This window comes from Acinetobacter sp. GFQ9D191M, assembly GCF_011174875.1.
GTDB lineage: Bacteria > Pseudomonadota > Gammaproteobacteria > Pseudomonadales > Moraxellaceae > Acinetobacter.
In genome coordinates, this window is record NZ_JAALGV010000099.1 from 1 (window position 1) to 9,781 (window position 9,781).

The following is a 9,781-nucleotide window of genomic DNA, read 5'->3' on the forward strand; positions in this document are numbered from 1 at the left end:
AAACTTAGCCTTAGCCATGTTCATCTTCCTTTGTAGATTACTCATGCAGTAAACCTGCATGAGTATTAGATTTTAACTATAAATTTAGTTAGGCAATATAGTAATCGAAAGATTACTCGTCGTCACCTTTTTTGCCGCCAGCTTGGAACTTAGCAATGATGCCTTCAGCCACGTTACGTGGAGTTTCAGCATATTTAGCAAATTCCATAGAGTAAGTCGCACGACCTTGAGACATAGAACGCATGTGAGTTGCGTAACCAAACATCTCAGAAAGTGGAACTTCAGCACGGATTGCTTTAGTACCGCCAGGAAGATCGTCCATACCTTGAACCATACCACGACGACGGTTTAAGTCACCCATGATATCGCCCATGTAGTCTTCTGGAGTTTCTACTTCAACTTTCATGATTGGTTCAAGAAGAACAGGATCTGCTTTCATGAAACCGTCACGGAAGGCATAAGAACCCGCCATTTTGAACGATAATTCGTCAGAGTCGACATCATGGTAAGAACCGTCGAACAATGTCGCTTTGATGCCAACTACTGGGTAACCAGCAAGGACACCATTCTTCATACGTTCTTGGATACCTTTGTCAACCGCACCGAAGAATTCTTTCGGTACTACACCGCCGACAACTTCTTCAGCGAACTCGTAGTCTTTACCAGATTCAGGGTCCATTGGCTCAAGACGTACGTATACGTGACCAAATTTACCTTTACCACCTGTTTGACGAACGAATTTACCTTCTTGTTCAACAGATTTTTTGATCGTTTCACGGTAAGCAACCATTGGTTTACCAATGTTTGCTTCAACGTTGAACTCACGTTTCATACGGTCAACGATGATGTCAAGGTGAAGCTCACCCATACCAGCAATGATGGTTTGACCAGATTCTTCGTCAGTACGTACGCGGAACGATGGATCTTCTTTCGCCAAACGACCTAAAGCAACTGACATTTTTTCTTGGTCAGCTTTAGTTTTAGGCTCAACTGCAAGTGCAATTACTGGCTCTGGGAATTCCATACGCTCTAGTGTAATTACGTGGTTTTCATCACATAATGTATCACCAGTCGTTGTATCTTTAAGACCTACACATGCCGCGATGTCGCCCGCACGAATTTCTTCGATGTCGTGACGGTCATTTGCGTGCATCTGTACGATACGGCCGATACGCTCACGTTTCATTTTCACTGGGTTATAAACCGGGCTACCCGCTTTAAGAACACCAGAGTAAACACGTACGAACGTTAAGTTACCAACGAATTTGTCGTTCATGATTTTGAACGCTAACGCAGCAAACGGTGCATCATCAGACGCTTCACGAGAACCTTCAGTTTCGTCTTTGTCGTCTAAGATACCTTTGATTGCTTCAACGTCAGTCGGCGCTGGAAGGAATTCAATTACTGCGTCCAACATACGTTGAACACCTTTGTTTTTGAACGCCGAACCACACATCATCGGTTGAATTTCGTTTGCAAGCGTACGCGTACGTAAACCAGCTACGATTTCTTCTTTCGTCAAATCACCTTCTTCAAGGTATTTGTCCATAAGCTCTTCAGATGCTTCCGCAGCTGCTTCAACCATGTTTGTACGCCATTCATTAGCAGTATCAACTAGGTCAGCTGGGATGTCGCCATATTCGAACTTCATACCTTGAGATGCTTCATCCCAGATAATCGCTTTCATTTCGATAAGGTCAACAACACCTTGGAAGTTTTCTTCAGCACCGATTGGAACAACGATTGGCACTGGGTTAGCACCCAAGCGAGTTTTCATTTGTTCAACCGCACGGAAGAAGTTCGCACCAGTACGGTCCATTTTGTTAACGAACGCAATACGTGGAACTTTATATTTGTTCGCTTGACGCCATACAGTTTCAGACTGAGGTTGTACACCACCTACAGCACAGTAAACCATACACGCACCGTCAAGAACACGCATAGAACGCTCAACTTCGATTGTGAAGTCAACGTGTCCTGGGGTGTCAATAACGTTAATACGGTGTTGTTCGAACTGGTTGCCCATACCTTTCCAGAAGCATGTTACAGCTGCTGAAGTAATGGTAATACCACGTTCTTGCTCTTGTTCCATCCAGTCCGTAGTTGCCGAACCTTCGTGAGTTTCACCTAGTTTGTGGCTCTCACCTGTGTAGAACAAAATACGTTCAGAAGTCGTTGTTTTACCAGCGTCAATGTGCGCTGAGATACCAATGTTACGGTAACGAGAAATTGGGGTTTGACGAGCCATGATTTCTTGCATTCCTAAATTTTGTTGTTTAAAACAGGACGCTTTAAGCTGCTGGGCAACTTAAAGCGATTCGATGACAAAACAGCGAAAACTGGCTCATCATCCTCCTGAATAGGGGCTGTTTTAACCGCTTAGAAGCGATAGTGAGAGAAGGCTTTGTTGGCTTCAGCCATACGGTGCACATCTTCACGTTTTTTAACCGCTGCGCCTTTACCTTCAGCTGCATCAAGCAACTCACCAGCAAGACGTAAAGCCATAGTTTTTTCAGAACGCTTAGCAGCAGCATCTACTAACCAACGCATAGCCAAGGCAGTACGACGGGATGGGCGCACTTCCATAGGTACCTGGTATGTAGCACCACCAACACGGCGTGCTTTTACTTCGACCATAGGACGAACTTTTTCAAGAGTAGTCTCGAAAAATTCAACTGGATCTACTTTAGATTTTTCTTGAACGCGGTCTAAAGCACCGTAAACGATACTTTCAGCAATAGATTTTTTACCATCTTGCATTACGTGGTTCATGAATTTAGCGATTGTTTGGCTGCTGAACTTAGGATCCGGAAGGATTTCACGAGCAGCGACTACGCGACGTCTTGGCATTTTAAAACTACCTATAAATATGACACTTCAGGTTAATCCAGCAGTAGCACAAAGTGTCGTGTGCATTCGCTGGCCTTACTACACGTCGCTTGAATTTTCACAAAATTAAATGCAGAAATCAGACAAGCGAGACGATAAAGGATTGCAGTTCTAGCGAACTAAGAGCTTAATCTCGAAAGATTATTTCTTAGGACGTTTAGTACCGTATTTAGAACGAGCTTGGTTACGATCTTTAACACCAGCACAGTCTAAAGAACCACGAACGGTATGGTAACGTACACCTGGTAAGTCTTTAACACGACCACCACGGATAAGAACAACACTGTGCTCTTGCAGGTTATGGCCTTCACCACCGATGTAGCTAGAAACTTCGAAACCTGAAGTTAAGCGAACACGGCAAACTTTACGCATTGCTGAGTTAGGTTTTTTAGGTGTAGTTGTGTAAACACGTGTACAAACACCACGGCGCTGTGGACAAGCCTTCAACGCAGGAACTTTAGATTTTTCAACTAAAGTCGTACGACCCTTACGGATCAACTGATTTGTTGTTGCCATGTGGCAATTCTCCCGTTAATAAAAAGCCCCAAAAAAATACTACTTTTTGAGGGCATGCAATTGTATGTCAAGATGCAAAATCGGTCAATATGCCGGAGTCAGGCAAAACACGATCGCATCTCGACTTTAAGCGTTTATTTTATGGTGAAAATCATTCATTTTTTCGATTTCGTGGCAGCATTTTTTGTAACATCTTCCGTAGTTTCCTCAGCTTGCGTTTGTTTGTCTGCAGTCTCGGAGTTTTCTGGATTGTTTGTATCCGTCTCTTCTTCAGCGGCTGCCTGTAACATTTCTGTGTCATTTTCCTGCAAGCCGAGCTCTTCTTCTAGGGCTGCATCTGCATCAAAAGAATCTTTTGGAATAGCCGGTTTTTGTTCCTGTCTAGCGTCGGCATGTTCAACCAGTTTATCGGTCAATTCATCCAGACCTTCACTGACCTTTTCATCTTTTTTCACTTCAGCTTCTTCCGGGCTCAAGCTTTCCTGCTCTTTCTTAACCAGTTTGACTTGCTTGATGGTTTGATTGCCTTCAATTGGGATTTCTTTATCCAGAATTGGCTTATCTTTATCAGCGGCTGAATGATCAAGATTTTCCATCAGCTTCGGGGTCGCCTGCTGGAGCAGGTCAACGGCTTTTTCATAGGCAGCATATGGCGACAAACCTAGATCCTGATGCTGCTGCAAATACTGACGAGCATGCGAGAATACTTCTTGAGCTTTCTGGTTCACATCATTCACAAAGCGATGGCTATAGACTGCACCAATCCCTGCACTTGCCAATGGAGTCAGTTTGGTTAGCTGCTCTAATAAAGACAGTTTCGGAAAATGGTTCATCCATTCCCACTTCATGCTGCCATCCTGATTACTGAGCCATTTTTTCAGTGTTTCTATATCATTGCTTGACCCGAGCATGGTCTGTAGCTGGGACAGGTCATGTGTCTTTAAGGTACTGCTCAGCGCTTTAAGCCCCATTAAGAGTGCTTGTTTTTCTGCAATCAGACTGAGATCAATTTGTCTAAAGATATGCTGTACGATTTCCTGATCGTCTTCCTTGCTCAAATCAAAACCATAAGAACGTCCCACTTGATAGATGGTACGCAGTGCCATCAATAAAGAAGCTGGAATATCAATCGCGGTTCCCAATACGCCAGTGACACCACTTACCGCACCTTGTACTGTCGCCATCCATTTATTTTGTTCGGCAAACGCCTGAGAAATGCGTTGTGAACGCGTAGTATCCTGAGTCAGTTCTTCCAGATCCTTCGCCCCTGCTTCATTCAGAATGGCATCAACCGAACTCATCTGGTTACTGAATTGATTCAGGTGATTATAAAAGTAGTCAGATACTTTGTCGGCCAGCTGGGGAGAAACAAAATGCGCGACATTATTCACGGTATTAAAACGACGGCCCAGCAGCTGACGGGAAACATTTGGAAGATGTTCGCGTAGCATGTCTTTGGGATTTTCATATTTTTTTGAAGCAAAAGGGCTTTTGACTTTTGCCGAGCCATCAACAGCATGATCGGTATTGAAGGTTTTAGTCACAGAATCTGGTGCAACATGATTTAACAGCTCCAAACCTGTTGAACTGAACTTTTTCGCCACTCCAAAGGCATTCGAAATCAGACCATTAGATTGTTTATTATTAGCATTTACCATTTTTTACCTCAGCATGCACGTGCTTGTATTTGGTATAAATACTAGGTGTAGTCAGCATTTATCTCAACCTTATTCTGTTTCATTTAGTAAAAGCTCTACACAGTACTTTATAAACTCAACCTACTGTCACACGGCATAACATTTGCCATAAGATTTCAAAAATCTTTCTGCTATGATGTTCTGCATTGTGAAATAGGGGTCAGCGCTATATTTTGCAGTCTTATCAACGCCAAATATCTCCCGCTGCCCCAGAGATAAACTATAAGGATCTGTAGATGAAACGTGTTGTCATCACTGGTATGGGTATTAACTCGTGCATTGGTAATACATTAGAGGATGTGAATCACTCTTTACAAAACGGGATTTCAGGAACACGTTTTAATCCAACTTATGCTGAATTGAATTTCAAGAGCCATGTTAGCGCTGCTGCTGAACAGGATTTTGATGGCATTGACCGTAAGCTGAAACGCTTTATGGGCGTTTGTGCGATGTATGCCTACAATGCTGCCGTGGCTGCCGTTGAGCATGCAGGTTTAAAACAGGAAGATCTGGCGAATAATCCACGTTATGGTATTGCGGGCGGTTCAGGTGGCAACTCGACAGCTTCTGTAGTAGAAATGACAAAATTACTGGAAGAAAAAGGCGCACGCAAAGTCGGTCCATTCTTCGTTCCACGTAACATGTCAAATACCATTACAGCAAACGTCGGTGTCGCATTCAAATTACAAGGGATTGCACACTCGATTACTAGCGCCTGCGCAACTTCTGCTGATGCAATTGGTTATGCTTACAACCTGATCCAACTGGGTAAACAGGATTTAATGCTTGCCGGTGGTGGTGAAGAAGATCACTGGTCTCAAAGCCTGTTGTTTGATGCGATGGGTGCACTGTGCTCTAAATACAACGACACACCTGAAACAGCTTCTCGTCCATATTCAGCAGATCGTGATGGTTTCGTGATTGCTGGTGGTGGCGGTTTCGTGGTGCTTGAGTCACTGGAACATGCTCAGGCACGTGGTGCGAATATTCTGGCTGAAGTTGTGGCTTATGCAGCTAACTCTGATGGTGCTGACATGGTTGCTCCATCTGGCGAAGGGGCAACACGTTGTATCCTGATGGCTCTAGAAGAAGCCAAACAGCATGGTGTAGATAAAATTGACTATGTGAATACACATGGTACTTCTACTCCAGCAGGTGATGTTACTGAACTTAAAGCTATGGCACGTGCCTTCGGTGAAGGTCACGTTCCTCCACTCAGCTCGACTAAATCTATGACAGGTCACAGCCTGGGTGCTGCAGGTGTTCAGGAAGCGATCTACTCTATCCTGATGATGCAAAATGACTTTATTGCACCAAACATCAATGTGACTGAACTGGATGAAGGCGCAAAACCATTTGATATCGTACTTGAAAAACGTGACGCAAAATTGAATACTGTGATGAGTAACAGTTTCGGTTTCGGCGGCGTAAATGCTTGTCTCGTTTTCAAAAAATGGGAAGGCTAAGCCGCCCATTTTAGGGTGACTTGATGGATGCTCCTTCTGATGCTTTCTTGTGGGTAAAAGCATTACATATTATTGCTGTGGTTTGCTGGTTCGCTGCTTTGTTCTATCTGCCACGGCTTTATGTCTACCATGCTATGAGTGAAGATGTCGTAAGTCATCAACGCTTTGAAATTATGGAACGCAAGCTGTATCGCGGGATTATGTGGCCAGCTATGGTCGCTACGCTGATCACAGCACACTTTTTGGTCGATTGGGGCGATGCAACGCGTCATTACCATGAAGCCTTATGGTTCTATCTGAAAGTCGGCCTAGTCGGTTTGCTGGTCATTTACCATTTGGTATGTGGTTATTATCGTAAGAAACTGATGGAAAATGCCCATTACAAGTCACACAAGTTCTGGCGCTTCTTTAATGAAATGCCAACCTTGATCCTGTTTGCAGTAGTGATTTTAGTGGTGGTAAAACCTACTTTCTAAAATTCCCTAAAATAAAAAATCCCCGATTGATCGGGGATTTTTTATGTCTGCACTTTATTCTCCGGAGAGAATTTGCTGACGTTTACGAAGACGTGGTTTATACAAAGTATGATAGGTAGTAAACAGAATCACCAACCACAGCGGACTAATCATCAGTGCCTTCATGGTATCTGCTTCCAGACTTAAAATAACTAAGGCAAAGAACAAGAAGATCAGCACCAGATAGGACATCCAGATTCCGCCTGGCATCTTGAAGGTCGAAGTGGCATGTTTTTCAGGTTGCTGTTTACGGTAACGGATATAACACACCATAATCAGCCCCCAGATACTGATAAACAGAATCACACAGAGTGAGCTGGCCAGCGTAAAGGCTTCCATCGTGTTCGGCACAAAATACTGGAAAGCTGCACCCGCCATAATAAAGGCACAAGAAAATAACAGACCTTTAGCCGGAACTGCACGACTTGAAAGCTCAGCCAAAGCCTGGGGTGCCTGACCATCACGTGCCAGACCAAACAGCATCCGGCTGGTAGAGAACACGCCACTATTCATGGAGGACATCACAGAAGACAGCACCACCAGATTCATGATAATGGCTGACACGGGAATACCCGCATGCAAGAAAAGAGTCACAAAAGGACTTTGATCAGCAGGAATTTCTACCCACGGCGTTACAGACATAATCACCAGCAGAGACAATACATAGAACAAGATGATCCGTGTAGGAATCGCATTCACTGCTTTAGGCAAGTTCTTTTCCGGATCCTTGGTTTCAGCCGCCATCGTACCCAGCAGCTCTACCCCTACAAAAGCAAACATCGCAATCTGAAAACCAGCCAGAAAGCCCATTGTGCCCTTAGGGAACATACCATCATAGGCCCAGACATTGGTCAGGCTGGCAGCCGATCCACTTGGTGCCTGGAAGTCGCTGAAGATCATATATCCGCCAATCACAATCAGGCCCAGAATCGCCAGAATTTTAATCAGGGCGAACCAAAACTCGATTTCACCAAACAGCTTCACGGTCAGCAGGTTAATTCCCAGTACCAGCAATACACAGCCCGCACTGATCATGGCCTGTCCCATGGGTGTAAAAGCCATATCGGGTGGCAGCCAGAAATTCAGATAATTGATAATTGCCGCTAAGTCGGCAATACCGACCAGAATCCAGCCCAGCCAGTACGACCAGCCAATATAATAGCCAGCCCCCGGACCAATCAGGTCATGCGCCATATCAATGAAGGATTTATAGTGCAGATTAGATAACAGGATTTCCCCTAATGCACGCATCAGAAAAAAGAACATGGCACCAATAATCATGTAGATAAACAAGATTGAAGGCCCTGCCAGTGCAATCGTTTTACCAGAGCCCATAAACAGGCCTGTACCAATGGCACCACCAATGGCAATTAACTGCAAATGTCGGTTAGAGAGCTTACGCTGTAATTCATGGGGAGATGATGATGCATCATCTTTAGAAGAGGCTGTATTCATATTCGGTTCCTTTTTCACATCAAGCCTTCGCTTATCTGATCGGATTTCTTCCTGAAATCCTGATTGCAGATGCAGTTTCATTTAATGGATTAAATGATCAGGCCTGATATGCTTACAAAATCAAGTTGGGAGATATAAAAATCTGAAGCAACTTAAGGGAGTGCTGCAATCACTGCAATTTCAATTAGCCAGGCGGGATTCACCAGATCCGCCTGAATGGTTGCGCGTGCTGGTGTGCCACATCCCTCGAGCCATTCAATCCAGAGTGCATTGACGGTTTGAAAGTCTTCCAGGTTTTTAACAAAGAGCTGTGCAGATAACAGACGGCTTTTGTCTGTACCTGCCAGTTTAAGGAGTTGATCAATCTTCATGAGCACTTCCCGCGTTTGACCACGAATATCCAGACTGCTGCTGTCTGGCACCTGCCCTGATAAATACACCGTTTTATTGTGAATGGTGACAGCACTCATCACCTGATTGCTGTTCAAACGCTGAATATCTGCATGTTCCGTCATAATTTTATCCTCTCTTATTTCTAATATTTGTTTAATCTTTAGCTTTCAATCTGCACGGGCACACGTTGAGTAATGGCACACATCAGCTCATAGCCAACCGTACCCGAACCCGCGGCCACTTCATCAATCGGCAATACTGTGCCGTGTATGGATTGTCCCCACAGCACAACTTCGCTACCAATCTGCGCATCAGGTACAGAACCTAGATCAACCGCCAGCATATCCATACTGACGCGACCGACCGTTTGGGTTCGAATCCCATCTACCAAAACTGGTGTTCCAGTTTGTGTGATTCGCTGATAACCATCCGCATAACCACAGGCCACAATTCCAATCTGCATATCTTGCTCAACTATAAAAGTAGAGCCATAACCAATGCTGTCTCCTGCCCAAACCTGCTGAATCGCGATCAGTTCGCTACGCAGACTCATGGTCGGCTTTAAGTTCCAGTGATCAATCGTATGGGCGGGATAGTCAGGTGAGCTGCCGTAAAGCATGATGCCGCTACGTACAATGTCTGACTGTATATGCTGATGATGACGCAGAATGGCAGCACTATTACTGAGTGAAGTTTTGCCCGGCAGATTTTGAATGGTTTCGGTAAAGACCAGCTATTGATGTTCAATACCTTCCTGTCCAAGGCGCATGCCATCCGCATCGGAAAAATGTGTCATATGACTGATGGAGCATACTTGCTTAATATTTTTTAAGGCTCTAGACTAGCAGAT

8 protein-coding genes and 1 pseudogene are annotated in these 9,781 nt (G+C 44.5%); 2 read left to right on the forward strand and 7 right to left on the reverse strand.

The window, feature by feature from the left end; genetic code table 11:
• Positions 1-112 precede the first annotated feature (112 nt).
• From fusA to G5T77_RS13835, 4 genes are all read right to left on the reverse strand, one after another.
• Positions 113-2,248, reverse strand: a complete 2,136-nt coding sequence (gene fusA / locus G5T77_RS13820) for an elongation factor G (protein ID WP_159123545.1) — start codon at positions 2,246-2,248, stop codon at positions 113-115.
• A 131-nt stretch (positions 2,249-2,379) separates the two neighbouring features.
• Positions 2,380-2,850, reverse strand: coding sequence for a 30S ribosomal protein S7 (gene rpsG / locus G5T77_RS13825; protein ID WP_004783282.1), 471 nt, complete (start codon positions 2,848-2,850; stop codon positions 2,380-2,382).
• A gap of 180 nt (positions 2,851-3,030) precedes the next feature.
• The gene (rpsL, locus tag G5T77_RS13830) at positions 3,031-3,405 is read right to left on the reverse strand and encodes a 30S ribosomal protein S12 (protein WP_004783283.1); all 375 of its coding nucleotides are present in this window, start codon (positions 3,403-3,405) and stop codon (positions 3,031-3,033) included.
• Between the two features lie 155 nt (positions 3,406-3,560).
• On the reverse strand, positions 3,561-5,063 hold the full coding sequence (locus G5T77_RS13835; RefSeq protein ID WP_125278763.1) for an EcsC family protein: 1,503 nt from the start codon (positions 5,061-5,063) through the stop codon (positions 3,561-3,563).
• A gap of 275 nt (positions 5,064-5,338) precedes the next feature.
• Here G5T77_RS13835 and G5T77_RS13840 point away from each other — a divergent pair, with 275 nt between their 5' ends.
• Positions 5,339-6,568 carry a beta-ketoacyl synthase N-terminal-like domain-containing protein gene (locus tag G5T77_RS13840; RefSeq protein ID WP_034701624.1) on the forward strand — a complete coding sequence of 410 codons (1,230 nt, stop codon included), beginning with the start codon at positions 5,339-5,341 and terminating at the stop codon, positions 6,566-6,568.
• Positions 6,569-6,591: 23 nt separating this feature from the next.
• Positions 6,592-7,044: a CopD family protein gene (locus tag G5T77_RS13845; RefSeq protein ID WP_004783286.1), complete on the forward strand. Its 453-nt coding sequence runs from the start codon at positions 6,592-6,594 to the stop codon at positions 7,042-7,044.
• Between the two features lie 54 nt (positions 7,045-7,098).
• Here the strand turns inward: G5T77_RS13845 and G5T77_RS13850 are convergent, their stop codons facing one another.
• The 3 genes and pseudogenes from G5T77_RS13850 to alr all read right to left on the reverse strand — a co-directional run.
• Positions 7,099-8,538, reverse strand: a complete 1,440-nt coding sequence (locus tag G5T77_RS13850; protein ID WP_034701631.1) for an amino acid permease — start codon at positions 8,536-8,538, stop codon at positions 7,099-7,101.
• Between the two features lie 152 nt (positions 8,539-8,690).
• The gene (locus G5T77_RS13855; protein ID WP_034701622.1) at positions 8,691-9,053 is read right to left on the reverse strand and encodes a RidA family protein; all 363 of its coding nucleotides are present in this window, start codon (positions 9,051-9,053) and stop codon (positions 8,691-8,693) included.
• 38 nt (positions 9,054-9,091) lie between these two features.
• Positions 9,092-9,736, reverse strand: a pseudogene (gene alr / locus G5T77_RS13860) (alanine racemase); the annotation flags it as partial.
• Positions 9,737-9,781: the final 45 nt, after the last annotated feature.

Coding starts and splice junctions, on each gene's coding strand:
- rpsG (WP_004783282.1), bottom strand. CDS start 2,850: ATGCCAAGACGTCGCGTAGTCGCTGCTCGTGAAATCCTTCCGGATCCT.
- G5T77_RS13835 (WP_125278763.1), bottom strand. CDS start 5,063: ATGGTAAATGCTAATAATAAACAATCTAATGGTCTGATTTCGAATGCC.
- G5T77_RS13840 (WP_034701624.1), top strand. CDS start 5,339: ATGAAACGTGTTGTCATCACTGGTATGGGTATTAACTCGTGCATTGGT.
- rpsL (WP_004783283.1), bottom strand. CDS start 3,405: ATGGCAACAACAAATCAGTTGATCCGTAAGGGTCGTACGACTTTAGTT.
- G5T77_RS13845 (WP_004783286.1), top strand. CDS start 6,592: ATGGATGCTCCTTCTGATGCTTTCTTGTGGGTAAAAGCATTACATATT.
- fusA (WP_159123545.1), bottom strand. CDS start 2,248: ATGGCTCGTCAAACCCCAATTTCTCGTTACCGTAACATTGGTATCTCA.
- G5T77_RS13850 (WP_034701631.1), bottom strand. CDS start 8,538: ATGAATACAGCCTCTTCTAAAGATGATGCATCATCATCTCCCCATGAA.
- G5T77_RS13855 (WP_034701622.1), bottom strand. CDS start 9,053: ATGACGGAACATGCAGATATTCAGCGTTTGAACAGCAATCAGGTGATG.